30 protein-coding genes are annotated in these 26657 nt (G+C 42.7%); 17 read left to right on the forward strand and 13 right to left on the reverse strand.

Features of this window, described 5'->3' with window-relative positions; all coding sequences use genetic code 11:
- Positions 1 to 241 precede the first annotated feature (241 nt).
- Together PHP90_RS08790 and PHP90_RS08795 are read left to right on the forward strand one after the other, a co-directional pair.
- On the forward strand, positions 242 to 373 hold the full coding sequence (locus PHP90_RS08790) for a hypothetical protein (protein ID WP_299928361.1): 132 nt from the start codon (positions 242 to 244) through the stop codon (positions 371 to 373).
- A 104-nt stretch (positions 374 to 477) separates the two neighbouring features.
- Positions 478 to 744: a hypothetical protein gene (locus tag PHP90_RS08795; protein ID WP_299928363.1), complete on the forward strand. Its 267-nt coding sequence runs from the start codon at positions 478 to 480 to the stop codon at positions 742 to 744.
- Between the two features lie 10 nt (positions 745 to 754).
- Here the strand turns inward: PHP90_RS08795 and PHP90_RS08800 are convergent, their stop codons facing one another.
- Positions 755 to 1258, reverse strand: a complete 504-nt coding sequence (locus PHP90_RS08800; RefSeq protein WP_299928368.1) for a DnaJ domain-containing protein — start codon at positions 1256 to 1258, stop codon at positions 755 to 757.
- A 111-nt stretch (positions 1259 to 1369) separates the two neighbouring features.
- Between PHP90_RS08800 and PHP90_RS08805 the strand changes: the two genes are divergently transcribed.
- On the forward strand, positions 1370 to 1660 hold the full coding sequence (locus PHP90_RS08805) for a hypothetical protein (protein WP_299928371.1): 291 nt from the start codon (positions 1370 to 1372) through the stop codon (positions 1658 to 1660).
- A 78-nt stretch (positions 1661 to 1738) separates the two neighbouring features.
- Here PHP90_RS08805 and PHP90_RS08810 read toward each other — a convergent pair whose 3' ends face one another.
- Positions 1739 to 2947, reverse strand: coding sequence for a diguanylate cyclase (locus PHP90_RS08810; protein WP_299928374.1), 1209 nt, complete (start codon positions 2945 to 2947; stop codon positions 1739 to 1741).
- 216 nt (positions 2948 to 3163) lie between these two features.
- On the opposite strand from PHP90_RS08810, the gene PHP90_RS08815 reads away from it, so the two are divergent.
- Together PHP90_RS08815 and PHP90_RS08820 are read left to right on the forward strand one after the other, a co-directional pair.
- Complete coding sequence (locus PHP90_RS08815; protein ID WP_299928377.1) at positions 3164 to 3349, forward strand: hypothetical protein; 186 nt, start codon at positions 3164 to 3166, stop codon at positions 3347 to 3349.
- 104 nt (positions 3350 to 3453) lie between these two features.
- Entirely contained in the window at positions 3454 to 4020 is a 567-nt protein-coding gene (locus PHP90_RS08820; protein ID WP_299928379.1) for a hypothetical protein, read from the forward strand.
- 41 nt (positions 4021 to 4061) lie between these two features.
- Here PHP90_RS08820 and PHP90_RS08825 read toward each other — a convergent pair whose 3' ends face one another.
- From PHP90_RS08825 to glmU, 10 genes are all read right to left on the reverse strand, one after another.
- Entirely contained in the window at positions 4062 to 4526 is a 465-nt protein-coding gene (locus PHP90_RS08825; RefSeq protein WP_299928381.1) for a hypothetical protein, read from the reverse strand.
- Positions 4527 to 4658: 132 nt separating this feature from the next.
- Positions 4659 to 5531: an OmpA family protein gene (locus PHP90_RS08830; protein ID WP_299928383.1), complete on the reverse strand. Its 873-nt coding sequence runs from the start codon at positions 5529 to 5531 to the stop codon at positions 4659 to 4661.
- 181 nt (positions 5532 to 5712) lie between these two features.
- Positions 5713 to 6495 (reverse strand): hypothetical protein, encoded by a 783-nt coding sequence (locus PHP90_RS08835; RefSeq protein ID WP_299928386.1) that lies wholly within the window; start codon positions 6493 to 6495, stop codon positions 5713 to 5715.
- Between the two features lie 119 nt (positions 6496 to 6614).
- Positions 6615 to 8495, reverse strand: coding sequence for a molecular chaperone HtpG (gene htpG / locus PHP90_RS08840; protein WP_299928388.1), 1881 nt, complete (start codon positions 8493 to 8495; stop codon positions 6615 to 6617).
- 361 nt (positions 8496 to 8856) lie between these two features.
- Positions 8857 to 9585: a tRNA pseudouridine(38-40) synthase TruA gene (gene truA / locus PHP90_RS08845; protein WP_299928391.1), complete on the reverse strand. Its 729-nt coding sequence runs from the start codon at positions 9583 to 9585 to the stop codon at positions 8857 to 8859.
- Complete coding sequence (locus PHP90_RS08850) at positions 9582 to 10604, reverse strand: LptF/LptG family permease (protein WP_299928394.1); 1023 nt, start codon at positions 10602 to 10604, stop codon at positions 9582 to 9584. The genes truA and PHP90_RS08850 overlap by 4 nt, the downstream gene beginning before the upstream one ends.
- Positions 10597 to 11349 carry an A24 family peptidase gene (locus tag PHP90_RS08855; RefSeq protein WP_299928397.1) on the reverse strand — a complete coding sequence of 251 codons (753 nt, stop codon included), beginning with the start codon at positions 11347 to 11349 and terminating at the stop codon, positions 10597 to 10599. Before PHP90_RS08855 ends, PHP90_RS08850 begins: the two co-directional genes overlap by 8 nt.
- Positions 11346 to 12023 (reverse strand): di-trans,poly-cis-decaprenylcistransferase, encoded by a 678-nt coding sequence (locus PHP90_RS08860; protein ID WP_299928400.1) that lies wholly within the window; start codon positions 12021 to 12023, stop codon positions 11346 to 11348. Before PHP90_RS08860 ends, PHP90_RS08855 begins: the two co-directional genes overlap by 4 nt.
- The gene (gene coaBC, locus PHP90_RS08865) at positions 12020 to 13288 is read right to left on the reverse strand and encodes a bifunctional phosphopantothenoylcysteine decarboxylase/phosphopantothenate--cysteine ligase CoaBC (RefSeq protein ID WP_299928402.1); all 1269 of its coding nucleotides are present in this window, start codon (positions 13286 to 13288) and stop codon (positions 12020 to 12022) included. The genes PHP90_RS08860 and coaBC overlap by 4 nt, the downstream gene beginning before the upstream one ends.
- Positions 13288 to 14592 carry a bifunctional UDP-N-acetylglucosamine diphosphorylase/glucosamine-1-phosphate N-acetyltransferase GlmU gene (gene glmU / locus PHP90_RS08870; RefSeq protein WP_299928404.1) on the reverse strand — a complete coding sequence of 435 codons (1305 nt, stop codon included), beginning with the start codon at positions 14590 to 14592 and terminating at the stop codon, positions 13288 to 13290. The genes coaBC and glmU overlap by 1 nt, the downstream gene beginning before the upstream one ends.
- Before the next feature lie 198 nt (positions 14593 to 14790).
- Here glmU and PHP90_RS08875 point away from each other — a divergent pair, with 198 nt between their 5' ends.
- From PHP90_RS08875 to PHP90_RS08910, 8 genes are all read left to right on the forward strand, one after another.
- Complete coding sequence (locus tag PHP90_RS08875) at positions 14791 to 16203, forward strand: HD domain-containing phosphohydrolase (protein WP_299928407.1); 1413 nt, start codon at positions 14791 to 14793, stop codon at positions 16201 to 16203.
- Positions 16204 to 16326: 123 nt separating this feature from the next.
- Complete coding sequence (fliP, locus tag PHP90_RS08880) at positions 16327 to 17061, forward strand: flagellar type III secretion system pore protein FliP (protein WP_366141110.1); 735 nt, start codon at positions 16327 to 16329, stop codon at positions 17059 to 17061.
- Positions 17062 to 17069: 8 nt separating this feature from the next.
- On the forward strand, positions 17070 to 18179 hold the full coding sequence (gene trmA / locus PHP90_RS08885) for a tRNA (uridine(54)-C5)-methyltransferase TrmA (protein ID WP_299928410.1): 1110 nt from the start codon (positions 17070 to 17072) through the stop codon (positions 18177 to 18179).
- A gap of 184 nt (positions 18180 to 18363) precedes the next feature.
- Entirely contained in the window at positions 18364 to 18579 is a 216-nt protein-coding gene (locus PHP90_RS08890) for a hypothetical protein (protein ID WP_299928413.1), read from the forward strand.
- A gap of 80 nt (positions 18580 to 18659) precedes the next feature.
- Positions 18660 to 19061, forward strand: coding sequence for a hypothetical protein (locus PHP90_RS08895; RefSeq protein ID WP_299928416.1), 402 nt, complete (start codon positions 18660 to 18662; stop codon positions 19059 to 19061).
- A gap of 186 nt (positions 19062 to 19247) precedes the next feature.
- On the forward strand, positions 19248 to 19961 hold the full coding sequence (locus tag PHP90_RS08900) for a hypothetical protein (protein ID WP_299928419.1): 714 nt from the start codon (positions 19248 to 19250) through the stop codon (positions 19959 to 19961).
- Positions 19962 to 20092: 131 nt separating this feature from the next.
- On the forward strand, positions 20093 to 20863 hold the full coding sequence (locus PHP90_RS08905) for a hypothetical protein (RefSeq protein ID WP_299928421.1): 771 nt from the start codon (positions 20093 to 20095) through the stop codon (positions 20861 to 20863).
- A 271-nt stretch (positions 20864 to 21134) separates the two neighbouring features.
- On the forward strand, positions 21135 to 21836 hold the full coding sequence (locus PHP90_RS08910) for a hypothetical protein (protein WP_299928424.1): 702 nt from the start codon (positions 21135 to 21137) through the stop codon (positions 21834 to 21836).
- 83 nt (positions 21837 to 21919) lie between these two features.
- Here PHP90_RS08910 and PHP90_RS08915 read toward each other — a convergent pair whose 3' ends face one another.
- The gene (locus PHP90_RS08915) at positions 21920 to 22432 is read right to left on the reverse strand and encodes a rhodanese-like domain-containing protein (protein ID WP_299928426.1); all 513 of its coding nucleotides are present in this window, start codon (positions 22430 to 22432) and stop codon (positions 21920 to 21922) included.
- 101 nt (positions 22433 to 22533) lie between these two features.
- Between PHP90_RS08915 and PHP90_RS08920 the strand changes: the two genes are divergently transcribed.
- The 4 genes from PHP90_RS08920 to PHP90_RS08935 form a co-directional block, all read left to right on the forward strand.
- A complete protein-coding gene (locus tag PHP90_RS08920) occupies positions 22534 to 24432 on the forward strand; it encodes an ATP-binding protein (RefSeq protein ID WP_299928428.1) in 1899 nt (632 codons plus the stop codon).
- Positions 24433 to 25755, forward strand: a complete 1323-nt coding sequence (locus PHP90_RS08925; protein WP_299928430.1) for a methyl-accepting chemotaxis protein — start codon at positions 24433 to 24435, stop codon at positions 25753 to 25755.
- Positions 25752 to 26123 carry a response regulator gene (locus PHP90_RS08930; RefSeq protein WP_299928432.1) on the forward strand — a complete coding sequence of 124 codons (372 nt, stop codon included), beginning with the start codon at positions 25752 to 25754 and terminating at the stop codon, positions 26121 to 26123. The genes PHP90_RS08925 and PHP90_RS08930 overlap by 4 nt, the downstream gene beginning before the upstream one ends.
- A gap of 121 nt (positions 26124 to 26244) precedes the next feature.
- A partial coding sequence (locus tag PHP90_RS08935) for a DUF4395 domain-containing protein (RefSeq protein ID WP_299928435.1) occupies positions 26245 to 26657 on the forward strand: 413 nt, incomplete at its 3' end.

The raw sequence follows: 26657 nt of genomic DNA on the forward strand, positions 1-26657 counted from the left end.
CCGTAATCCTTACAATCGGAGGCGGTGTTCTTTTCGCGAGACTTTATGCAAAAACACACTCTCTTGCCGCAGTGTTTATTGCACACTCCCTCTATGGGTGTATGCTTTTTACGATAGGATTGGGGCAGTTTTTTTATACAGGCACTCTCGCAACAATCCCACAGACATTTTCTTTTTAGAGCATTTGTACTTATCTTGTATATCTTCTTACTTTTGATGCTAGCAAAGGAGATACTGTGGAATGAAAAGTTTCTCTCTTATCGCACCGTTGATGATTGCCGCGATGACAAAACATAGCCAAATTCCAACGCTCTTTATCACTATTTTTAGCATTTCACTAAACCCCTCTCTTGAGTTAGAATGGAGAGCATGAATATAGTGTATATTTAATAAAAACAAAAGTATTTACTATTATACTTAGTATAATAATATTAAATTAAGTTACATTTCCATATGTGGAAATAAAAAGGCTTCATCATGAATACATTAGAGTGGTTTAGTCATTTGGAGAACATCAACGGCAGACAAGAAGTGGCGAAAATGTTTTCCAGCGGTGCATGGAAGATCGATTTTTATGAAAATTCACCGACGTTTGTTTGTTACTCAGAACGCGAATGCAAGACATGTCCCAATTGTTCAAAGGAACGATGTTTATGTTCGATCGAGAGTACGCAGAAAATCAGCCACTCTTTGTATCAGGAACAGATGTTGATCTATTGTTCGGAGTTCATGGAGTTTTGCTAATTTTGGATCTTTATACCAATTCCAACAGTGCGTCGCATGCCTCTTTGATACGGATAAACATCTCCTGAGAGCCTCCGGCGTCGGGGTGTGCTTTTTTAGCGGCTCTGCGGTAGGCGGTTTTTATCTGCGAAATCTCCAGAGTCTCCCCTTCCGGCAGCTCTAACAGCATACGATACTCTCGTTGGGCGGATTGCATCGCATTGATCTTATGACGGTTGTTTCTTTCGAGTTTATCAAACATCTCTTGTTGGGCTTGGCGGCGTTTCTCCATAGAGATTTTGCGCAGCTCCTCCCGGTCGTCTTGCCATCGTTGTTTGGACATGACGACACATTGGGCAAAGCCGATGAGTCCGTTTGCCGTGAGCTCATCCAGAGAAAACGGCCCAACCATGTCATAAGGCGCTTCCAGCCATGCGACGCTCTCATCCGTGTCGATACGGCCGATTGTCACAAAATCGCGGATACCCAGAGCGCTGTTCCAAATGATCCATTGCTCATCTTCTATATCGTGCATGCTCTTTCTCCTGTGTGGGATAAAAGGTTTTTCTTTATAATGCAAAATATATGCTAGTATGAACAAACGGACTGGAATGGTAAATGAATATAGAGGTGAAAAAGGTTCTTTATGGCACAAAACATCACGCCCCCAAAGGTCATTCTGCTCAAAGGCAACGGAGGGATAACGATCAACAACGAGATGATGGAACTGCTCACCATTACCCTCGCACACGGATGTATCGGTCTGCCGCTAAAGGCATTGTATGCCGAGAACGTCTATATCGTAGAGAACAGAGAGTCATTTAACGAGATACACAAACAGATCAAAGAGAAACCGTGCTGTTTTGTTTACGGCATCGACGGACTGGATGAGGAAGATATAAAACGGATCAAAGCACAGAGTATTACGTTTGTGTAGCCCTTGAGTTTTGTCAATCTGAATTTCTGCTCAGGAGAGTGGAAATGAAGGAAGATAAAGCAGCTGATTAGTGTTTTTTTATTCTGCCGGCATTTCGATGATCGTGTTCTCGCAACGGTTGCGACCTGTTTGCTTGGCTGTGTAGAGCGCTTTGTCAGCTTCCTTGAGCTGGGCTTCGAAAGAGACACCGTCGCGAGGAGCGGCGGCAACGCCGAGACTGATGGTTACGACGTCGGCACAGCTAGAAGCTTCGTTGTTGATCTGCAGCGCTTCGATCTTGGTGCGTAGTAGCTCGGCAACCTGAGCGGCCCCTTCGGGCGAAGTATTGGGCAGCAAGATAACGAATTCTTCTCCACCGTAGCGGGCGATGCAGTCCGGAGGACGCCGCAGCTGCTGTTTCATCGTCGCGGCCACTGTTTTGAGGGTGACGTCTCCCTCTATGTGTCCGTAACGGTCATTAAAGCCTTTGAAATTGTCGATATCGACCATGATCAAGGCGATCGGGATATGGTCGCGTTCAGCGCGTTGGAACTCTTCTTCGGCCCTTTTCATGAAGAAACGGCGGTTTGGAATTTCTGTCAGGGGGTCAATGATGCTCTGCTCTTCAAGCATCTGGTAGGCCCTGGCGAGCCGGCGTCCAAAGAACAGGATAAATAGAAGTCCAGCTGCGGTGACTGCTATGTAGCCGATGATGCGCGGCCAGAGGGGAGCGTAGCGGTTGTAGGGGAGGGTGATGCTGATACCGCCGCGGATATCTCCGACCCGATACCCTTGTTCCCCATGGCACTTCAGGCAGCTTTTTTGCGTGATCAGGGGTGCCATGTAGCGGTACTGCCCGTCGGTAAAGGTACCCACTTCGCTGATACCCCTTTCAAAAGACTCCAGTGCTTTGCGTTCCCATGGCGTTGGTCCGTTTTCCGGCCGGATGGGTTTGAGGCTTGTAATGTGGATCTGAGCTCCGTTGTACTCAGCGGCGAGTTCGGAGAGCTGACGGGTCATGTAGGCTGGATTGATTCTGGTCAATACATTACCGTTTTTGAGAGGGATGTCCCGCTCGGGGTCCTGGCTGAGATAGGGATTCGGCGGAGTCTTTTCATTGGCGTAGACATAAACGCCGCCATGGCGTGCGTTCCACTCCCGGGTGATGACGATCTGATCGAAGAAAACACGGCTCACTTCCAGAATGTTTTTGTCTTCGTTCTGGCGGCTGTTGTAATATCCCCATCCGAAGGAGCAGAGTACGACGGCGATCCAGCCGATGCTTAGGTATACGATTTGGCGATACATCCGTTTTGCTCCTGCTGGAAATAATTTACACTTCGTAAGCTGAACAGCATGTTCTTGAGTGTAACCGTCATCATAATGATTAAGTATATCTAAACTTTTATCATGAGTGTTAAAAATCAGATATCAATCGGATCAAGGTACAGATCATTACGTTTGTGTAGTCGGATGAGAATAGAGAATGCATTTTCTGTATTAAATTAATAAAAGGGGTACATTATGGAGTTTTTTTGTCAAGCGTGTGATTTCGTGATCGATGTGGAGATGATAGCCGAGCTGGATGGGGGAAAATGCCCAAATTGCGGCAAGCTGGAAGGATTTGGAAGCGTACCTAAACACTCTATGCCCAACAGTGCGAATTCTCATGTTTTGAATGATTCGGATTTCTTAGATCGGGACTTCTAAACAACGCCGTTTTCCTCGTTCCCAAGCTTGAAATGTGAAGTGTATAAATTTGATGGGTTGATATATAATAGCTGTATGATATCAAAATACATAAGCGGCTAAGAATGAAAAAAGATATAGTTGAACGATATGAAAGAAACGGAAATGGCGAGGTCATTATTAATGTTTCAACGCATAAAATAGAAGATTTGTATGATGATTTTGACCGAAAATCCCATTTTTTAAAAAAAGATCTAAACCGTGATTTGGTCGAATATATTATAGATAGTGTATCTGAGATTGATAGTGAGTTATTTATAATAGAATTTTCTTTAGAACAAAAATCTAATGATGAAGCAATATCAAGAGTACGCAACAGTGTTAAGAATTTTTTCCTCTATATGAAAGAGCTGGAGGTTAAAAAAATGAATGATATGATCCGAACATCGATTATTCTTCTTTTTACCGGTCTTGTTATAGCTGGTATATCGGTGCTTATGAATGAGAGTGAATTAGCGAAAAAAAGCATTATTGGAGGGGTGATTGCAGAGGGATTAACTGTAGCTGCATGGGTTTCACTTTGGGAGTCTTTGGCTACATTTTTGATCAAATGGAAGCCCTATAGAAGAAAAATAAGCCTCTATCAGAAAATCTCTGAATCAAAAGTGACTTTTAGTTTTATAAATGAGTAGGTAGCTCGCGCAAAGTGAAGGTCGGATGCGTAAGTCCTATCTTAATTTACGGCAAATTTCTGTCTCGTGACTGCTCCCCAATACGGATCATCATAGCACTCTTCGGTATACTCTGTCTCGCTAAAAGACTCTATTGTTTTACGCCAAAATGCGGTGGCGTATTCAGCCCCCTGAATCTGTTTGATCTCCCAATCTCCGGGATAGTTTTTCCAAAGAGCGTGGGCGAACTGCATCCCGACACCATTTTTTCGAAAATTTGGAAGTACATAAAATTCACATACCTCGTAGGCTTGAGCCACATTAGAATGGATCGCAGTGATTCCGGCAGGGGCATTGTCGATCATGAGTAAAAAGCCTAGTGTACTCTCTCCTAGATGGGTATCGAGTTCGAACAAACCCGAAGCATTCGGTTTTTTTCCCGTGATAGGGGAAAACTCGGTTTCGTAGGATTGTACTAGGTTGTGATAGAGATGGGAGTTTGTTTCGGTAACAGGGGTAATTTTCATAGAATTGTGTAGTGCTTTTTTTGGCGAATTGTAGCAGAATTTTTTGCTCACAAGCTTGGTCTTGGAGTGTAGTGTATTAGTCTGTATTCCCACTCAGTAGAGTGGGAACGGTAAAGACAGACTTGATAGAATTTATTTTGATTCTGGAAGTTTCGGGAGTTCGTTGGAGAGGATATCCAGATTCGGGAGCATGACGATCTCGATACGGCGGTTGAGCGCTTTTCCCTCTGTGGTATTGTTATCGGCGCGGGGCTGGTACTCTCCATATCCGGCAGCCGAAATGTTCTGCGGCATAACACCCTCGTCGATCATCAGATGAACGACAGTCAGTGCGCGTCCCGATGAAAGCTCCCAGTTGCTCGCAAACCGGTCATTATGGATCGGAACGGTATCGGTATGCCCCTCGATTTGGAAACGGCGATCAGGCAGCTCTTTGAGAACATCGGCGACCTCTTTGAGTGTCTCCGTCCCTCCTGTACTTATCGTCGTACGTCCGGTAGGAAAGAGGACGTTTTCCGGCAGGTTGATGACGAGGCGGCCATTTTCGATCGATACCGTCAGTTTCCCCGCATCGATCATCTTTTGCAGTTTTTCGACAAAGTGGGAATAGATTTCATTGCGTTTTTTGGTTTCCGCTTCGATCTGGCGAAGGGTATCGAGCTGTTTTTCCGTGAGATTGAGTTTGGCTTGTAACTCTTGCAATTTGGTTTGTGTATCACCGAGTTCCAAACGGGTTGTGCCTAAAGAGCCTTGGAGTTTTTGATATTCATCTTCCAGCTCTTTCTTTTTCATTTGCAGGGCATTGATCTCATCGTTATAACGTTTGATCTCTGCCTGATTCTGCTTGATCTGGAGCTGTTGTTCCTGAATGGTCTTTTGCGCCGAACTTAAAGCGTTCCGCGTGTTTTCGAGTTCTTGTAATGTTGCTTCATGGGTTTTTGTGGTGACACATCCGCTGCTGAGCAGCATTACGCCACATAGGATGGATACGGTTGTGAGTCTCATAATCTTCTCCTTTTGATGGGGTTGCGGATTATTATAACTTAGATAAAACAATGTAGGATATTTGTCCTTTTCTTTTTAGAAAAGCAAAGGAGCAAAAGAAAAGCGCCCTCACACCAGAACGCCGGCGGTACGCGTTTGCCCTTATTCGCTCCCAAGCTCCAGCTTAGGAACGAGGGAAAAATTATGATTTTGATTTAATTAAACAATTTGTGTATTCTTCAACACTATTAGAGTGGAGAATACATTCTTTATTTAGCATATTGTTGTTTATTTGATTTTTTAACTCATTAATTATTACTAGATGGTTTTTCTTGCTCCATGTAAAGTGTGAAACGTTATTGGAATCTTTTATACAGAGTGTATCCATTTTTGATGGCATTAATTTTTGTATCATAGTTTCAATTGGCTGAGCTGTTTGTTTGACACAGAGTGCAGAATTATTTAAAGTTATTTCTTTTTCAAAGCATGAAGCAATTTTATCCATTTGGACGTTGATAATATCAAGACTATCTGGTAGCATGGATTTATATTGCATAAATTTTTCTGGGCTCATAACTTGATTCGTTGATGTTGGGAGTGGGGAATATAATTTTAACGTCTTATTGCATTGGTTACTAAAAATAAATTTGTCAACGTGTTTTAATCCAAATTCATAACCTACACATTTTCCAAGATCTCCCCCAATTTCAATTGCTTTTTCACGATTGGGAATCATGTCAGGAATCTGATTATTTAATTTATCAATACATATTTCTGTTTCTAAAGATACTGCTTTTTTACACTCGTTAGGTGAAATATGATAACATTGGATTATAGATGATTCTGAATCGCATAATGTAATTGGTAGGACTTTTTTTAAGCCAGGAATCAATCTATCTTTTGGCATTCCTTCCGCCATAATTTCCGTAGAAAAGATGCAAAGGAGTAGTATTAAAACTTTTTTTATCACCATTGATTTATCCATAAGATTTTGTCTTTTTTGTATTGTAGATATTAGACAAATTGTATCTAAAATAAATTTAAATGGATATTTTATGTTGTTTTAGAAGCTAGATTCCCGCCTTCGCGGGAATGACGGAGACGTTATAGTGCCTTCGCCATAATACGGTTAAGACGTGCGATAAACCCTGCGGTATCCGCAAGCGTCTCACCCTCATAAAGTTTCGCCTGATCGAGCAACACATGCGCCGCATCGTCGATGAGGTTCATGTCTGCACTGTCGCTAAGTTTTTTGATCAACTCATGGTTCGGGTTGATTTGGAGGATCGGTTTCGGAGCCGGGAAATCCCCGCCCATTTGCCCGAACTGTTTCATCATCTGCGCCATCATGTAGCCTTGGTCTTCTTTGTCGATTTTGAGGCACACTGCTGAGTCGGTGAGATCAAAGGTCGTTTCGACTTTGGATACGTTCTCACCCAATGCATTTTGGAGCTGTCCGACGAAGCCCTCGAGGCTTTTCGCTTTCTCTTCATGCTCTTTTTTCTCTTCTTCAGACTCTTCGAGTTTCGCATCGGTAACGTTGACGAATTTATAGTCGTTGTACTCGGTTACCATCGGGAACACGATCGTGTCGATCTCTTCGTTAAGCACCAATACGTCGATCCCTTTTGCTTTGAAACGCTCTAGGCTCGGAGAGTTTTTGAGCATAGAGAGGCTCATTTTCGCCGTGATGTAATAGATCTCTTTTTTCTCTTCATCGACACCTTTGACAAACTCGCTGAACATGACAGGCTCAGAGCTGTTTAGGGTGTTGAGTTTGAGAAGCTCTAGAATGCGCTCACGGTTGCCCATGTCGCTGTACAATCCCTCTTTGAGGACGTTTCCGAACTCTTTGTAGAACGCGTCGTATTTTTCCGCGTCGTTTTCAGAGAGTTTAGAGAGTTCGCCCAATACTTTTTTGACCGATGCGTTTTTAATCTTCGCCATAACGCGGTTGCTTTGGAGGATTTCGCGGCTGACGTTGAGCGGAAGATCGGCAGAGTCGATCACCCCGCGCAAGAAACGCAAATATGTCGGCATAAGCTCTTTTTCATCGTCGGTGATAAATACACGATTGATGTAGAGTTTGATACCGCTTTGGTAATCGACGCGGTACAAGTCCATCGGCGCTTTAGACGGTACGTAGAAGAGGGTGGTATATTCCAAAGCTCCCTCTGCTTTGTTGTGCATCCATACGAGAGGTTCGGAGGAGTCGTGCGCGATACTGGAGTAGAAATCTTTGTACTCTTCGTCGCTGATGTCGGATTTGCTGATCGTCCACAATGCGTTGGCTTTGTTGATTTGTTTGTTGACGATCTCGTTGTGACCTTTTTCTTCGCCCTCTGCCGGTGCTACCCACTCCTCTTTGTCCATGAAGATCGGGAAAGGGATGTGGTTGGAGTACTTTTTAACGATAGAGTCGATACGGTGCGTTTCTAGGAATTCTCCCTCATCGTCTTTTAGATGCATGATGATGGTTGTACCGTGAGAATCGCGTTCTGCAGGCTCAAGATCATATTCTGACCCCGCCATTGACGACCATTTGTACGCTTGCTCTTCGCCCGCTTTGCGAGAAATAACTTCGACTTTGTCCGCAACCATGAACGACGCGTAGAAACCGACACCGAATTGTCCGATGAGTTTGGAATCTTTTTTCTGATCGCCTGAGAGTTTTTCCAAGAACGCTTTGGTTCCTGATTTCGCGATGGTTCCGAGATTCTCTACGAGATCCGTTTCGTTCATCCCGATACCGGTGTCGGAGATGCTGAGTGTTTTCGCCTCTTTGTCGATAACGATGTCGATACGCGGAGCGAAGCTCACCCCTTTATAGTTTTCGTCGGTAAGGACGAGCATGTTAAGTTTATCGAGGGCGTCGGAGCTGTTAGAGACAAGCTCACGGACGAAGATTTCTTTGTTAGAGTACAAAGAGTGGATCATGAGATGCAAGATTTGTGAGACTTCAGTCTGGAACTGATGTTTTGCCATGTGACTAATTCCTTTAAAATGTAAAATTTTGAACTGTGATTGTAACGAAATAGTATAAATAATGCAAGATGTATCAAGTAAGTTTAGTCTTATACACTAAAGTATATATTCTTTTCTTTTTCATAAGAAAAGAAACAAAAGAAAATCGCCCTCACACCAGAACGCTGGCGGTACGCTTTTGCCCTACGGAACGCGACCTTGCTCTTGGTGTGGTGTGAGGGCATTATTATTTTATAAAATTCCCGTGATCCATTACCTAGAGCCGCTCCGAAGGCAGAAGTGCCGAGAGGAGCGAAGCGTTCTTGGATCACGGTATGCTCTTTTGGTACTTTTCTGACTAAACAGAAAAGTACATATATATTTAGTATTTGATATGTGTTAAGTACAAACCGTTATGCGGAGCGATATCCGTCGAGTAGCGCTTAATACAGTTCAATTGCTCAATAAGCTGTTCTTTCGTCGCTTTCCCCGCTGAGATACGGAGCAAAAATCCGACCATCAGACGGATTTGGGAACGTAAAAAACCGTTTCCTTCGAAGACCAGGACAAAATATCCTTTGTGTGAGTAGGCGTAGGCACGATAGATGATACGGGTAAAGTGTTCCAGGTCATTGCCGCTTTTTTTGAAAAACTCAAAATTGTGGGTCCCCTCAAAACATTTGATCGCATCGGTGATGGCCTCTCGGTTGAGGCTCGGGACGAAAGTGATGAAGTTGTCTTCGAACGGATTGCTGATCCCCTCTTTGATGACGTAGCGGTAGACCCGTCTTTTGGCACTGTATCGCGCGTGAAATTCGCTGTCGACAAACTCGATGCGCAAGATCCGAAGCGAAGCGGGCAGCTGAAGGTTGAGCATATCTTTGAGGCGCGGCAGGTCTGTCCAAAAGTGGGGAAGATCGATGTGCATCACCTGATGGGTGGCATGGACACCGCGATCGGTTCGGCCTGAACCTTTGGGTGCAGTGTGGATTTTGAGACGTTTGAGGGCGATGAGAAGGGTTCCTATGACGGTTTCGTGTGTTGTGCTCTGCTGCTGCGAACCCAGAAACGCCGAGCCGTTATAGCTCATGGTGATTTTGGCACGATTCAAAACCGCTGTCCTACCAGACGTTTATAAAAACCGTATGTGATGAGGAGCCATACGAGAGAGACAACCCAGATCGTATGGAAACCGAGCCATTTTTGGATGAGGATGGCAGCGGCGTAAAATCCGATAATCGAGAGGAAGAGCCACAGATATATCCACCGTTTTTGGTGTCGGGCATGAACGACTCCGAGGGCAATGACCAAAAAGACCGAGATAAGCGGAAAAAGACTCAGCAAGGTATTGGTAATGAGGCGCTGGTCTTTTCGTGCTCGAAGATCGCTGTTTGTCCAGTAGTCGATGGGATCGCGATAGATGGTGTCTTCACTGCTCATCATGTCATTGATATAGGCGATTTTAAACAACATTTTTTTAAAGGTTTGATCATCGTAGCTGTAACTTTCACCGTCTCGCAGACGCAGCTGCAGAACCCCTTTGTTATTGAGCAGTTCGGCATTTTTAGCGGTGATGAGAATCTCGTCTTTCATCGTTTTATTAAACAGAACTACATCGCCGAAAGCATGTGTTTGAGCATCGCTTTTGTTGATAAAGAGCATCCAGTCTCCGAAACTGTGGCCAAACTCGGAAGCGGTGAGATTAAATTTGGCTTCGGCTCTTTTATGATCGACGAAATTGGCGGAGATGATTTTGATATACGGAGTAACCAGTAAAAAATCGGTGAGTAAAAGGAGCGAGAGCAACAGTGCCGGAACGGACAAGACTCGGGCGATAAAGTTCGGAGAAATACCGAGTGAGAAGACGACCACCATTTCATTGTCATTGGAGAGCCGATAGAGGGTCAATGCCGATCCGACGACAAACGCGATCGGAAGGGTGTAAAACAGCAACTCCGGCAATACGAAGAGATAGAGTTTTGCCATCTCCATAATGCTGAGTTGAATAACCGCCGTATAGGTGGCGAGTTTGATCATAAAAATGACCGAGGCAATCGCAAAGAGGGGTAAAAAAATCGAGAAAAAGAGAATCGATAGATTTGAGAGAATGTAACGGCGTAATTTATCCATACAACCCCGCCAAATATGCGCTTACATAGGTATCAAACATCAGTACGATCCAACATCCCATCGCTAAAAACGGGATGAACGGGAGTTGTTTGGAATCTTCGCTCTCCCCTTGGGTCAATAGGAGAGCCGGAAGTGCCAACACTGCGCCCGCAAAAATGGCAACAAGTCCCAGTTTGACTCCGAGCAATGCCCCCATCGTTGCTGCAATCATAATATCCGCTTCTCCCATCGCCTCTTTTTTAATGAGGTAGGAGAGATAAAAACGAAGGAGGGTAAATCCTCCGGCGAACAGCAGGGCATTGGAGAAATTGTATCCGACCTGACCCAGTGAGGTCGCACTGATCATGGCGATGGTTAATGCAGAGAGGTTGATACTGTCGGGAACCATTTTATAACGGTAATCGATGACTGAGAGTGCGAGTAATAGATCAAATGCAAGGGCGACTCCGATCCCTTGAATATTAAGTCCAAGTTTCATGACGGCAAAGAGGAAAATAAGTCCGCTGAGTGCTTCGATAAACGGATATTGGATCGAGATTTTCTCTCCGCAGAAAGCACATTTCCCCCGTAAAAAGAGCCAGGACAGGATAGGGATATTGTGCCAAGCGCGAAGCGGAGTGTTGCAGCTCATACAGTGCGAAGCAGGGAATGAGACACTCTCATCACGAGGAGTACGGAGGATAAGGACATTCAAAAATGAGCCGACAGCCGCACCGATTATAAAGACAAAAATGAGTTCGCTCACGCCAAACCTCCGAAACGTCTTTCGACGGTTTTAAATTTTTTGATAATTGTTTCGAGCTCATTAGGTGTAAAGTCAGGCCACAGCGTATTGGTAAAGAAAAGTTCCGCATAGGCAGCTTGCCAAAGGAGAAAGTTGGATAATCGGTGATCTCCTCCCGTGCGGATCAAAAGATCGACGTCATGGGTGCAGTCGAGGGCGGTGGAGAGGGATTCCACCGTGATGGTTTCCGTGTTTCGAAGGGAGTTCGCCGCACGGACGATCTCATCACGGCTGCCATAGTTGAGGGCAAGGTTTTGAACCAGTCCGTTGCACGCAGCAGTCGCGTTTTGGACGTCATCAATCACGTTGCGGAGCGATTTGGAAAAGATGGAGAGATCACCGATCGGTTCAAAACGGATATTCCCCTCCAAATAGGTGGAGCGTTCGCTTTTGAGATAGCGTTCGAGAAGCTTCATCAAAAACTCCACCTCTATTTTCGGGCGTTTCCAGTTTTCGGTACTGAAGGCATACAGGGTTAATCGTTCAATTTCGGAATGCTGTGCACAGTAAGTCGTAATGGCGCGAACCGTTTCCGCACCCTGTTCGTGTCCGAAGGTACGGGTTTTGCCTTTGGTTTCAGCCCAGCGGCCGTTTCCGTCCATGATGATCGCAACGTGGCGGGGCTGATTGCTCATAACGACTCGGCCTGTTCAAGGATATGAAGAGCAACGGTGAGTTTGTCATTTTTAGGGAGGGTGATACTCTCTTGAGCGGTGATGAAATCAATCGCATTGGTATCTCCGCCGAACGGGTTATTCGCATCGATGACGTTCAAACAGACTGCATTGACCCCTTTGCGAACGAGAAGGTTACGGGCATTTTCGGATGCTACAGAAGGATCGGTTTCCGCTTTGAAGGCTACGGTTTTGATCCCCTCTTTGTTACACTCACTCAGGAGGTCGATGTTTTGTTTCATTTGTATCGTCCATGCTTCACCGAGCATCTCTTTTTTGAGTTTTCCCGCTTGAGGATGGAGAGGAATGTAGTCACTAACCGCCGCTGCCATAAACAAATAAGGTTCCTTTTGTATCAGGGCAATCGGCTCGTCATGGATCAGAGAAGGTTTGGAGAGTTTCCCTTTTTTGGCAATACGGATTGAATCAGTGAGGTACTCATGCATCTCTTCGGAGCTTTCGACATCAATGGTATGGATTCCTTGCGGTAAATCGTTTTCAAAACGGGTCGCGATCAGGTTCACATCCGCACCGCGTAAAAAGAGAGCTGCTGCGAGAGCTGAGGCCATTTTTCCGCTTGAAAAGTTACTGATATATCGGACGTCATCGAGTCGCTCAATCGTCCCTCCACCGGTCACAATGACACGTCTATCCGACCAAAAATCGTTTTTGAGCAGGGTACGGGCGCTGTGCCAAAAGATATCGAGAGGTTCCGCCATAGCACCGTCACCGACGACTTGGCACGCCAGTTCTTTGGTCTGGGTCGCAGCGATTTCGTAGTTTGCAATGGCAAGCATCTTCATCGAGGCTTGGATCATCGGATTTTGGATCATATTGGTATTTGCCGAAGGGGCGAGGAGTTTCAGACCTGAAAAGGCGAGGGCGCATTGGGTGAGAATCGTGTCGGCGATCCCGTTGGCGAGTTTGGCGATTGTATTGGCGGTAGCGGGAGCAATAACCAGCACATCGGCCCATTGAGAAATTTTGATATGGTTGAAATCGTCCGCCCACGATTCGTTGGTGTCATCGAGGACACGGTTGCGGCTGAGTGCTTCGAATGAAAGAGGTGCAACGAATTTTTGTGCTGAAGGGGACATGACGACTCGTACTTCGGCTCCGGCTTTGATATAGAGACGGAGGAGTTCGAGCGATTTATAGGCCGCGATTGAGCCTGTAACGCCGAGGAGAATTTTTTTACCTGCGAGCAGGTTTTGGGGGATAGTCATTAGTTCCCTTTACCGAAGAAGCGGGTGAAAAATCCGGGGACTTTTTTGATCGAGATTCGGCTGAGGATCAGGAGGTCGCTTTCGTATTTACCGGAGGTTACAGTGGTTCCAGCTGCGATCATTACGTTGTCGGCTATCTCTATCGGTGCGACAAGCTGAGTGTCGCTTCCTACAAAGACATTCTTGCCGATGATAGTTTGGTATTTTTTAATTCCGTCATAGTTGCAGGTGATAGTTCCCGCACCGATATTGGTCCCTTCATCGATTGTGGCGTCACCGAGATAGCTCAAGTGTCCTGCTTTGACTCCGGTAAGGGTCGATTTTTTCACCTCGACGAAATTGCCGACATGGGTCCCTTCCAAGACGCTGAGCGGACGCAAGTGAGCCAGAGGTCCTACGTCAGAGTTTTTGACGGTGCTCTCTTCGATAACGCTGTGGGCTTTGATATGGGAGGAAGCGATAAGGGTATTTCCACACAGACGTACACCGTTTTCGATGATACATTCCCCCTCAAACTTCACCCCTTCTTCGATGTAGATAGTATGGGGAAGCTGCATAATCACCCCTGTATCCATCCATATGCGGCGGATACGATCCATCATGATCATTTCGGCATTGGCGAGGTCGTTTTTGGAGTTTACTCCTTTGAACTCTTCTTCCATGACATACAGCGGTGCGATGCTTAATGCATCGGCGCGTGCCATTTCGATAACGTCGGTGAGATAATATTCGCCTTGGGCATTGGCATTGGAAAGACGCGGGATATAGGTTTGCAGGACATGATGTTTAAACGCATAGACTCCGGCATTAACGGTATTGATCGCTTTTTCCGTATCGCTGGCATCTTTCTCTTCGACGATCCGTAGAACTTGGCCGTTTTCGATCACGACACGTCCGTAGCCGCTCGGATCGTCGAGCGGAATAACCGACATAACGATGTCGGCAGGATTGGCAAGGAATTTTTCGATGGAAGAGCGTTCTATCAGAGGCATATCACCGTTGAGCACGAGAACGTCGTCGTATTTTGGCACTACACCCATCATCGCTCCCCCCGTGCCGGGGAAATTTTCGGCATCCTGAGTTATGAACGTCAGACCGTCAAAATACTTTTGCATAGCGCTGATAACCGCATCTTTTTGATGAGCGACGACAACGATGACATCATCGGTGATCTCACGAGCCGCTTTAATACTGTAGTAAAGCATCTCTCGACCGCATATTTCATGAAGTACTTTCGCTTTGGGCGATTTCATCCGGGACCCTTTTCCGGCTGCTAATATGACGATTGAGAGAGGATTCAACATTGGGTCTCCTGAGATTAGTTGGTGCAATTTTATCAGATTTTCGTTGATTCGTGAGATTATCACTGAAAAATCATATTCTAATCGGTTTAGTTTAATTAAATTTTTATGTGAGAATATATAATTTTGTCGTCTGCATACGAAGTATTTGAAAAATATTGGTTACAATAGGTATAAAATCTATATTCCGGGTCATGATCTATGGATAAAAATATTACACACATTACCGTTGGAAGGTTATTGCCTTTGGTATTGATATTAATGCTGTGTATTATTTTGGTTATCGGTCTGAATTTCCGTTCGCTTGTCCTCTCAAGTATGCAAGAGAGGGCGTTTTCTATCGCAGAGATTGCCAAAGCCGGATTAACGGCTCATATGAAAAGCGGTTTGATGTCCAAACGAGCCTATTTTTTACACGAGATTGCCAGTGCTCCCCATGTAAAATCGCTTACTATTATCCGTTCGGATGAAGTATGTGAGCAGTTTGGAGAATGCATTGTCGGTGAGAAAATGGTGGATGATTCGTTAAGGGCTATTATGAATTCCAAAAAGCCTTATGTAACGATGTCAGACTGGGATCAAAAAGCGACGATACGTGCCATTGTCCCCTATATTGCCACTTCAAAAGGGAATTTAAACTGTTTGATGTGTCATCATGTTGCAGAAAATACGGTTCTCGGCGCTATCGATATTGAGCTGGATGTTACTGAATACCGTAACAAAGCATGGATGTATTTACTCATTGTATTTGGAGTAATCGGATTTTTTAGCATTATGATCGCATTGAATATGTCACATGTTATTGAGCAATTTATCCGCAAACCGCTTCTTAGATTGATACAATTGGCAAAAACGGTCTTTTTTCAAACCGATTCAAAGGAACACGGTACATTTGAAAGCAAAGAATTTAATGAGGTAGCAAACCAATTCATTCAATTGGGTAAAGAGTTGAAAGATCGCGATCTCCGGATCGAACAGACGACAGCCAAGTTTCATTCGCTAAACAGCGAAATCGACACAACACTCAAAGAGACACTCTTTGCGATGGGTGAAGCGGAGGAGGCTCGTTCCAAAGAGACCCGTCGACATACATTGCGTGTGGTAGAGTACAGTCGTTTATTTGCGACACTTTGCGGTATAAAAGAACATGATATCGATTTGCTTGTCACTGCAGCTCCTTTGCATGATATCGGGAAAATAGGTATTCCGGATTCTATTTTGCTGAAAGTCGGTCCTCTGAATGATGAAGAACGTATGATTATGAAAACTCATTCACAGTTGGGTTATGACATTTTAAAACATTCAGAACGTGAGGTTTTACAAGCAGCCGCGACGATTGCTCTCGAGCATCATGAACGGTGGGACGGGTTTGGTTATCCGAAAGGGTTAAAAGGGGAAAATATTCATATTTTCGGACGTATTGTCTCTATGGCGGATGTGTTTGATGCTTTGAGTACCAAACGGGTCTACAAAGAAGCCTGGCCGTTGGAAAAAGTCAGAGCCTATTTTAAAGAAGAGAGCGGTAAATCTTTTGATCCCCATTTGTGTGATTTACTGAATGAAAATTTTTATCGGTTTGAAGCGCTGTATATGCAATATTATAAAAATATGTAAAACCTATTGCGGTGGATTTTTTCGGATCCGGCATCGATTATTGTTCGCTCGTTTAATCAAAATACACCCTTAGGTTGTGGTATTATCGCCTCTTTAAATCTATTTATGCGTACGGAGTCTTATTTGGGTCGTTTAGTCTTTTTACTTTTGATGATCCCTTTTGCCCTTTGGGGCGCTGATCCGCAGGTTCCGGCGATGAATTTCAATATTGCCGCACCTGAATCTCCGCAGCAGGTTGTAAGCTCCCTCAACGTTTTATTGGTTCTGACGGTACTTTTTTTGGCACCGAGTCTGGTACTGGTTATGACGACGTTTACCCGTTTTGTCATCGTATTCGGTTTTTTACGTCAGGCATTGGGGACACAGCAGGTTCCTCCGACTCAACTGCTCGTCATGCTGGCTCTTATTTTGACTGTTTTTGTAATGGAACCGGTAGCAACCAAAGCGTATGACGAAGGAATAAAGCCCTACAGTGAAAATAAGATCAGCTACGATGAAGCGTTTGAAAAGACGACCGATCCGTTCAAAAATTTTATGGTACGAAATACCCGTGAGAAAGATTTGGCTCTCTTTCTGCGGATACGTCATATGCAAAATCCTCAATCGATCAAAGAAGTTCCGCTCACAATCGTGATTCCGGCATTTGTTATCAGTGAGCTAAAAACCGCCTTTGAAATCGGATTTTTGCTCTTTTTGCCGTTCCTCGTCATTGATATGGTCGTTGCTTCGATTCTGATGTCGATGGGGATGATGATGCTCCCTCCGGTCATGATCTCGATGCCGTTTAAGATACTGGTGTTTGTCATGGTAGACGGATGGAATCTGCTGATCGGAAATCTGATCGCCAGTGTTAAATAGGGGTTCTTTTGCAGTGTAATTATTTCGGAATATGCGGCAGCTGCCGTGATTATGAGAGCGGATACGAAGGACAGTTAGAACACAAACTGAGTCTTGTACGCGAGATGTTCACCCCTTTTTACAAAGGTGAGATCGAAATTGCCCGTTCACCCGAAGCGCATTACCGCTCCCGTGCCGAGTTTAAGATCTATCATAATGACGGAGTGATCTCATACGCGATGAGCCGTCTTGATCGTCAGGGTGCCGTTATGATCGACAAGTGTTCGATTGTCTCGCCTGTTATTGCATCGGTTATGGAACGGCTATTGATCGAAGTGAGCGACTTGGAACTGGGACATAAACTTTTCGGAGTCGATTTTCTCTCTGCATCGAACGGCGAAATATGTGTCAGTATGCTCTACCATAGGGCGCTGGACGCCGAGTGGAAAACGAAAGCGCTTGTATTGCAGGAGCGTTTGGGTGTCAACATCATCGGACGAAGCCGTAAACAAAAAGAGGTTTTGAGCCGTGATTACATTACGGAAACACTCACTATCTCAGGGGAAACTTATAGATACGTTCATATCGAAAACAGTTTCACCCAACCCAATGCATCGGTCAACGAACAGATGATCGAGTGGTCGCTCTCTCAACTAGAGGGCATCGGCGGCGATCTGCTCGAACTTTATTGCGGTGCGGGCAATTTTACGATTCCGTTTGCGAAAAAATTTGATCGGGTATTGGCGACGGAGATATCCAAAGCGTCGATAAATGCCGCAAAACAAAATATGGAACTCAACGGCGTGGATAACATCGATTTTGTCCGCCTCAGCGCCGAAGAGTTCACCCAAGCGCTGGACGGTGTACGGGAATTTCGACGTTTAGAAGGGCTAAGAGTCAGTGATTATGAGCTGAAAACGCTGTTCGTCGATCCTCCGCGCGCAGGACTTGGGGAAGAGCCGTGCGCATTTGCCTCACGGTTTGATCATCTGCTCTATATCTCCTGTAACCCTGAAACCCTGTTACGGGATTTGGAACTGCTCAGTAAAACGCATACTGTGACGGCGATGGCGGCTTTTGATCAGTTCCCTTACACTCACCATTTGGAAATGGGCGTCAAACTGACCAAACGAGGCTAAATCAATAGCCGCCGTACGGAAGTTTTGCTTCTTTCTCTCGTTCCCAACGTCTACATTGGGAATGTATACAATAGTGAATAATACAACTAAAAATATTTATTCTCAATCCAGAACTTTGGAATAATCATCCCAGTAAGTGGTATATTTAGTTATAATTGGATGATATTTCAGGCAAAGTAAACCGATGAAAAATAGAGACATAAGCATTTTTCCCTCTAAATTACTACTCGATCTAAAATCGACACAGTTACTTCCCCTAACTAGCAAATCCGAAGCATTAGCCGAAACCCGTAATAAGATCATCATGACCCAAAGACTCAGAGTGCAGGGTGAAGCAGATGCGGTGAGTGAAGTGAGTGTAAAACTAGAGGGATTAGAGAGAATTGACATTACAGAGTGAAACGATACAGCAGGCTTATGAAACGGAAGCGTTGAAATTACAGCATCGTGGGGTAGAAGAGTGCAAAAAAGGAACAACAAATGAAACCGTTATTAAAAGCATGGATTATTGGATTAGGTTTATTGTTTATTTGGACATCATCGGTATTTGCAGGAGAGTCTGCTATTTATCAGAGAGCTGGAAACAAATTTGCTAATCTTGTTGGAAAAAACATCATCGACAAATATGGAAAAATAAATGGTTCAATTGCTTATGACCCTGCATTAGATGGTTTTTTTATACATACTTATGAAATAACGGATAAAAAAATTCTGCAAGACATTACCAATCTTGTGTATCAAGAATACAAAGACCATAACGAAACGATGACCATAGGTTTTATAGCATATAAAGAACCTCATTCCGAGGCAATGGGAATCATAGCACGGTTATTGTGGATAAAACCTATCCTAAAAATTGAGTTAAAAAAAAAGAAAAAATGAGTTACGCAATTGAAATACGAGAAGAGTTTTAACCCCGCGGATGGTTCTCTGACACAGGCGTTCAACGGAGTGGTTGGTACAACAGGCCTATTAAGCAGAAGCGTTGAAATTACAGCATCGTGGGGTGGAAGAGTGCAAAAGTCTATAAAAAATTCAAACTTCAATAATACAAGGAGAGTGGCATAAATGGAACTATTTTGGAAAATTCTCCCATTTCTGATACCTCTTATCATTGCAGCGGGTATGTACCGAGATTATAAAAACCAAGACGCAATAAAAGTTGAAAAGCGATCTTGGCTACAAAAACAACCATTTTATCAGTATATCAAATTAGTTTTTTATACACGACCGCAATATAATCGAAAATCGTCGTTAGTTTGGTTTTACTCTATGGTTTTTAGTTTATATTTATTCTTTGCTACTTTTGCTATTCATATAACCAAGGCGATTTATCCAGACTTGCCATTGGAAAAAATGCAAATACAACAAGGAGTTATCGAATCGATCACATTACGTAAAAATATGAATGATTTGCTCATTTTAAGAACATATGATGGGGTACGCGAGGAGTATGGGTATCTTACGACGCATGGTAGGATACCGCTATACATCGATAAAAATGTTACGGTTTATTACAGTCGAGGGTTTGATGGTCTCTTCATAATTGAGAATCGAATTCATCAAATCATAACAAACGATACACATACGATTCTTGATTTTCTTCCTTATGACTATGAGAGAGTTTTACGGCATAAAAGAGGCTTATGGAGCTTTACAAGGTATTTGTTTTATGTCACCGCATTTTCGGCATTTATGTTATGGAGAGCTAACCGCAAAGAGTTGCCGATACATCGGTTAAATCGGATAAAACGAAATAGAAAAAATAGAGGGAGAATATAAAGATGGATAATTCCCTCGTTCCCAACGTTTACGTTGGGAATGCATACATCAAGTAATAAATGATTGACAGCTATACACTCCCAAGCTAGAGCTTGGGAGCAAGTGTAGAATAACGGTTTAAGGAGTATCTGTTGGTAGGCTTAACATTAGAAAGTATTATTGGTTATATAGGACTAATATGTTTATGGATAGTCGTTATTTGGCAACTCATAGAAAGAAGAAAACGTCTAAAAGAGGGTACGTTTCAGTATATACCAAAAGATCCATGGTGGAAGAAAACTTATATATGGCAAGTGTTCTTCAGAAGGGCATTCTATAGACCAGTAGCATCAACTTTTCCATATTTGATTTTTGTAATTCCTGCGACTCTGATGGTGTTCGGTTATTCTACAGTGTTATTTAGTATAGCCATAAATGGGAATGCAAAAAAATTAGAAAAGATGCAAACAGTATCCGGAATAGTTACGAAAGTTCATAGAGGTAAAGGAAAAAATAGTTACGACTACATCTGGATCAAAGACGATAAAGGAAATGAAGAAGAATATCGACTTTGTTGTTTTTATTATGATGAAGAAGCAGAAGAATTTAAGCAAAAGCTTCAAGATAGTAAGACAAAAGTCACTATTTGGTATCAAGATATTTGGTGGTTAGGGAACTACAAAAATTTAAGGGAACTAAAAGTAGATAATAAATTTATAACTTTAAATAATAGGATTAAATTTAACTACGATTATGAAAAGTTTATTGAAAGAGAACAAAGAGCTTTTCCGAATCTTCTGTGGTGGTTAAACTATTCTATGTTTGGCTGGATGTGGGTCTGGTGGTTAAATAAAATAGAGTTGCCAATACATAGACTAAACAGGATAAAGCATTATAAAAAAAATCATTTAAAGGATAAATAATGGGAAAAATAGATGTGCAAACATTGTCAATAATGGCAAATATACTCAAATCTCCGACAGATATGTTTGCAATAGTTAAAGGCTCAAATGGACAAATGTCTGATACTACAATAGCTCCCTCGTTCCCTATGTCTATGTTGAGAATGCATACATCAAGCAATAAATGATTAACAGTGATACAACCCAACAGCTATACACTCCTAAGTAGAAGATTGGGAAGAAGAGGAAAATGAAGATGAAGAACTTTAGAAATACAGGAAGAGTGGCATAAATGAATTTATTAAAATGGCTTATAGATATTTTATTCGGATGGGTAATGTATGTACCCAAAGCTATTTTGAGGGTGTGGGCACATGAGCGTGAGAGGAATCTTAAGGAATCAAACAAAATGGCTGAAGAAAACAGGCTATTCAATAAAGATTTTAACGATAAGTATATCTTCTCGGCTTTGATTTTAGTTTTACCGTTATTGCTAAGTGAAGACTACATTGCGCAATGCGGATTGTGTCAAACATTTATTGGCTTTATGTCCTTGTGGATTCCGGGAATAAGTGTAATGTCAAAAGCCAGTGTCATCCCACAAATGGTAGCAATGGAAATATCGATAGCATGGTTAATGGTATTTTTAGCGATTGTAATAAATCTCTATCGTGCATGGTGGAAGAAAACGCTTTTTATACAACAAACAAATCATACAAAACACCGTATGGGAAAGTACTTTTTAGGAAAAATTGTTTTTTTAATCTTTGAATTAACTAAAAGTCCTATCAGTTTTTATCATGGAACGATAGGAGAAATCCAGTCTGAATTAAGACGAAATGATGTGTATGATTTATTGCAATATAAAATAGGAATCTGGGTTATTGCTTGTATAGAAGTTTTTTGGTTGACAATAGTATATGTTGGATTAATACTTATAAGTTTTGAAATTCTAAAAAGTTTAGGAAAAAGGATAAAAGGAAATGAGCATTAAAATAATATAATTATATTTAAATCAAATTAAAATATACACCCACCATTTAGAAATGGGCGTCAAACTGACCAAACGAGGCTAAATCAATAGCCACCGTACGGAAGTTTTGCCTCTTTCCAACCGAACATAAATCCATTTTCTAAATTGTAGGCTTTAATCCCCTCTTTGGCGAGGATATTAGCGGCAGCGCTGGATCTTGGTCCGCTTCGGCAGACGAGAATGACGGAATCGACATGACGCAGTTTCATCGCCTTCATGACATCGGAAACAAAGTTCTTGTTAAAGACCTCTTTGGCATCGTAAAGCTTTTGGACGTCTTTGTGCTCTTTAGCTTTATCGGTTTTAAGTTCAAATTCTGAACTTTTTACCCGTTCTTCGATTGATTTTGGCTCATAGGTCCATTCATAGGCTGGGATATTGATAAATCCTTCTCCGTGTCCGGTGTAGATATATTCGAGCGTCGTTCGAACATCGACGATGATTGCTTCACCTTTTTTTTGCATTTCTTGGGCTTCAGTAGCGCTAACATCACCTTCATAAATATCTTCGGCATTTAGTACGATACAAGCCATAAGGACAAGCAGCAGTTTTTTCATGGTGTATTTCCTCGGGTAAATAATAAACGGGATTGTATCTCAGGATTATTATATACACATGAAAAAAAATGTTATACTATAAAGAAAAGCAGTGAGTAACGATGATTGAAAAAGTTCAGATTGTTTATATAACCGATTGGGTGAATGACAATCCTAATCTAACTTATCAAGATCCTTTTGCCGAGGTATTGCACTGCTTTGATGCAAATGTTACGATTCAAAGTCATTTGCCGGACTTTTTTGAGGGGATTGATCTTTTAATTCTCCATCCGCATCGGATGAATCCTGAAACTTTTGAAACCATAAGCCGCAGTAAAGTCCAAAATCCAGCCATTAAAACAGTTGTTATTTCAAGTGCTCACGGTAGTGATCTGTTTTTACAAGCCATCGATGTGGGTGTCGATAAATATCTCTTAAAGCCTCTGTTGCCAAGTGCAGTTCAAAAAGTTGTTGAACGTTTAATACGTCAGTCGGTTGAAGCCAAGCAAGCGCAACAAGCATTCAAGCAGATCAATTTGATGTTCGGTGCTATCTCGAAAACTTCTTTATTAGTTCGAATCGATGAAAAAGGGATAATTATCGAGGTCAATGATTTACTGTGCCGATTGTTAGGATATCAGAGCGATTTTATGATCGGAAGTCACTGGATGCGGTTCGTGGAACGCCGCTTTTGGATATTTTTTAGAACCATGGTACGAGCTCGCATTCAAGCAGGTGAAATTTACCGCGGAATTGTTGAAATTATTGACTCTAAAAAACAAATGGTCACGGTTGACTCCACGATTTATACCGTACTTGATAGTCGGAACAATATCGAACAGGTCATCTTTATCGGACATGATGTCAGTGAGATGAAGCGGGCTATTTTGGACAGTATGAAACAGCTGATCGATTATGATACCTCTTTAGCGGTGCTATTTGACCATCGATATGAAGCAATTATGGTAAATCGAAAATTTTTAGAGCTTAACGCTTATGAGAATTTCGAATCGTTGATCCAAAGCAGCGATTTATGGTCATGGGTACTGGAAACTCAGCAAGAATCACAGCCTATCGTATTTGAAAAGTGCTCCCTGAAAGATGGGATTGAATTTATTGTTAAAGAGTTGAAAAAAGGGCATATTAAAGGGCGTATTATCTCTATCGATATGCATAATAATAAAACATACTATTCGGTTCATATGAGTTCAATGATAAATCCGTTGATTAAAAATGAGCACTATCACATTCTTTATTTTGTTGATGTAAGCGATACGGAACGGCTTAAAGAAGAGAAGATCAATGATGCAAAACTCATGAGTGTAGGACGTTTGGCTGCAGCTATTACCCATGAAATCAATACTCCGCTTACGTATATTAAAGGCAATCTGGAATTGCTAAAATGGGAATGTGAAGAGAAAATGGAAGGTGCATTGGAGATTTTTAAACCGATCGGTGAAGGGATAGAACGGATCGAATCGATTGTCGGATCTATGTTCGAATTTGCCGGAACCGGAAGAGAAGAGATGCAGCCGTGCAATGTCCACATGACCTTGGTGTATGCGCTTCGAATAGTACTGAACCGCTCAAAACATATTGTCCCAATAACCCTCAACGGGGAATTGTTTGGACAAAAAACAAAGTATAATACAGACAGTTGTTTGACGATGGGGATATCCACTCGGCTTGAACAGGTTTGGATTATCATTTTGAATAATGCGCTTGATGAGTTTGAAAAAGGGGCAATGCCCTATTATGAGCGGTCTATCGATGTTCTTCTGACATGCGGATCTGACGAAATCACAATCAGGATCGCTGATAATGCAGGTGGGATTCCCGAAGACAAGATAGGCGGTATTTTTGATTTTGCAGTCGGTGGAGAGAAAAAGAAAAGCATGGGAATCGGGCTCAATATCGCTAAAACGATCATAGATAAGCATGGGGGAAGTATCCATGTAAGCAATGATGATCAGGGTGCTGTGTTTGAAATTGTATTAAAAGTATATAAGGAGAATAACTAGATGTTTTTTGGTAACGAAGCGAGAAAATATAAAGAAGAAGCAGATTTGCTGCGGGTAGAGAGGGATATTTTAGCCTCTGAGCTGGCTCTCTACAAAGAGATTGCGGCGATCAGTGACAAAGAGGCCGTTATCGTTTTAAATGAGAATGACGAAGCTATATTTTTTAATACGAAAGCAGAAGCAATTTCGGATAAAGAACTGGTCGTACGCGAGTTACGCAAAGGATCGGATGAAATAGTAGTAGGTGAGTGTGAAGCTTCAGTACTTCGTAAAAATATGAGTAAGGGTGCAAGAGGGTTTGTTCTGACCAAAGCATCCGTCGTAGGAGGTGAAGACGGCGGATTGTTGCAAATGCACCAAATGAGTATCAAAGCATCCTTAAGTGCCACCCAAAAAGTGTTTATTGATATTCTCGAGAAACTCAAAGAGATGGTACAGCAGTCTCGTGAAACGGCAGAAGGTTCGGATGAGGGATTGAAAATTGCCAATCATGTCGATGCAGATATGAACAAACTGGCAGAGTTGATGGAGGGGACAATTGCGACGACATCCAATCTCGTTTCACGCTCTCATGAGGTTTCGAATGTTGTCGCATTGATCAAAGATATCGCAGACCAAACCAACTTGCTGGCATTAAATGCGGCTATTGAAGCAGCACGTGCAGGGGAACACGGAAGAGGATTCGCCGTGGTCGCCGATGAAGTGCGAAAACTGGCTGAGAGAACCCAAAAAGCGACAAAAGAGATCGAAATCGTTATCCAGTCGATGCAGCAGGATACGAATGAGATTGAAACGGCCACGGAAGAGCTCTCAGGCATTATTTCCAGTACGAAAGATGAAGTCAGCCAAATGTCGGATCGAATGGCGATATTCCAACGCAATTCATCTCGAAGCGTGTACGAGATCATGGATATCAGCAACTATATTTTCAGCAATTTGGCAAAGATTGACCATGTTATCTACAAAAATAATGTGTATGCTTTCTTATTCGGTCAGGAGAGTGATTTCAAACCGGTCGATCATCATAACTGCCGATTGGGCAAATGGTATGATGGCGGAGTAGGCAAAGAACAGTTCGGTATGTTGAAATCTTATCCGCGTTTGGAAGCCCCGCATGCGACGGTTCATTCACAAGCAAACGGACTCATCGCAGATTGCGGCGACGGTAAAAAACTGTGTTCACGCACTCAAATTGAACAGCGGATTAAAACGATTGAAGAGGCGAGTCGTGAAGTCTTTGCCGCATTGGATATGCTGGTTTCCGAAAAAACAGAAGATTTGATGGGCAAGGCGATAAATCAATTATTTGGAGAGATTAAATGATACATTTAATGGTTGTTGATGATGAGATTTCTATCGGTGCAATGTTGGAAAAAGCGCTCGGACGTTCAGGTGACATCAAAGTCACCTATATTGATAATCCGATAACGGCTCTTAGCCGCTTTCGATCGGGCGAGTATGACGGCGTGCTGCTGGATATCATGATGCCTCAGAAAGACGGGTTGAGTGTTCTTGAAGAGATAAAATCAAAAGACCCCGAATGTGTCGTAATCATGATGACGGCATATTCAACGCTGGATAAAGTATTACAAAGTCATAAGATAGGAGCAGATCACTATCTCTTAAAGCCGTTTGATTCTTTGGCGAATGTCGAGAAAAAAGTTCGCGAATTGATACATCCTAGACGTTAATCTTAAAGGGGAGGGAACTCCCTTTTTTTTATTGCAAAAATTTATACCTTAGTAATATAGTATGAATACTTGACAATAAGAATAAACTATATTAAGATTGTGAAAAATATAGGAGAACATCATGGCTCAGCAATGTCCTTTGATCTTTCGACAAGTTGATGCAACTGTTACTCGAATTAATACATTATTCGTAGCAGGTTCTATAGTTGCATTTTTATTAACCCACAGTATCATGGTTTTGATTTTTTTGATTGGCGATTTTATGCTTCGGTTGTATGGATTTAAATCCTACAGTCCTTTTCAAAATCTATCATTGTTGATACAGCACAAACTTTCACTTCCGGTGAAAATGGAAGATGCGGGCGCAAAACGTTTGGCGGCACAATTCGGAGTGGGCTTTACGATTGTACTTGTGCTTACTTCATTGTTGCATGCTGATGTTGCGGTTGCGATTATTGCGGGAATATTTCTTTCATGTGCCGCATTGGAACTTTTCTTCGGATATTGTGTTGCATGTCAAATTTATTACATCAC

Source organism: Sulfuricurvum sp. (genome assembly GCF_028712165.1).
GTDB lineage: Bacteria > Campylobacterota > Campylobacteria > Campylobacterales > Sulfurimonadaceae > Sulfuricurvum.